Here is an 859-nt window from a genome sequence, read left to right as displayed (position 1 = left end):
CAGTACCGCTTTAATCGCCGATTCGATATGTCGACCATCCTCACGCGCCTGATCCACGCTGCCGCGGCTACCGGCAGCCGGACCGAAGCGTGGATGCGGCTGGCTGAAGATGAGCGCTAATCAGCATCGGGAATGTGCCGAAGTGAGGAAACAGGTCGACTTCGAACCTGTGCAATATGTTTTCGGCAGTCTGCGGCTGGCACTTCTTCAGGTTTGTTCGGTGCCAGTCTCGCGCAACCTTTTCGAACGTATTCTCGGCAATGGCTTTGGTGCGGCGCGCGACATCGTCCCGCGCCTGCCCAGGATCAACGCCAGCTGCCAGAAGTTTGCCGGCGCTGTCGCGTTTCGCCCTTGCATCGCTTAGTGAAACGTCCGGGTAAGGGCCGAAGTGGAGCTTGTTCTCTTTACTGTTTAGCTGGCGAAACTTCATGCGCCACAACTTCGAGCCCGTCACCGTCACTTCCAGGTAAAGCCCCCGCCATCAGCGAGCTTATAGGGTCGATCACTTTTCTTTGCGTTGCGCACCTGGAGATCGATGAGCGGAACCACACGTTTTGCCATTTTGGGGGCCTCCGGTCGCGGGGTTCTCGGGGAGCCCCCAAAAAATCCCCCAAAAAACCTAAACATACAAGGACGATTCAGGACAGTATAGGATCGGCATAGGGGACGGCCCGAAGGCCGCTCCCCTGCCACACCACCCGGCATGCGGGTCCGCACCGGGCGGTTGGAACCGTTGACGTCATGGCACCGAACCCGGCGCGCCATGCCTGCGTTCATCTGTGTTCAACCCGGTCGATCGAGTTCTTCACTGTCGTGGAAACCATCGGCTTCACCTTGGTCTCCTGTTGACGAGCCCCGT

The 859-nt window shown here is 58.8% G+C and carries 1 protein-coding gene and 1 pseudogene; one reads left to right on the top strand and one right to left on the bottom strand.

Annotated elements, in window-relative coordinates; genetic code table 11:
* A pseudogene (locus CR105_RS29205) lies at positions 1-120 on the top strand (IS1595 family transposase); the annotation flags it as partial.
* Here the strand turns inward: CR105_RS29205 and CR105_RS29620 are convergent.
* On the bottom strand, positions 68-430 hold the full coding sequence (locus CR105_RS29620) for an integrase arm-type DNA-binding domain-containing protein (RefSeq protein WP_131502077.1): 363 nt from the start codon (positions 428-430) through the stop codon (positions 68-70). The pseudogene CR105_RS29205 and the gene CR105_RS29620 sit on opposite strands and share 53 nt — an antisense overlap.
* Positions 431-859: the final 429 nt, after the last annotated feature.

It is taken from the genome of Massilia eurypsychrophila (genome assembly GCF_002760655.1).
Classification (GTDB): domain Bacteria; phylum Pseudomonadota; class Gammaproteobacteria; order Burkholderiales; family Burkholderiaceae_D; genus JAFCUW01.
This window is presented reverse-complemented; position numbering and strand designations above follow the sequence as displayed.

Coding starts and splice junctions, on each gene's coding strand:
- CR105_RS29620 (WP_131502077.1), bottom strand. CDS start 430: ATGAAGTTTCGCCAGCTAAACAGTAAAGAGAACAAGCTCCACTTCGGC.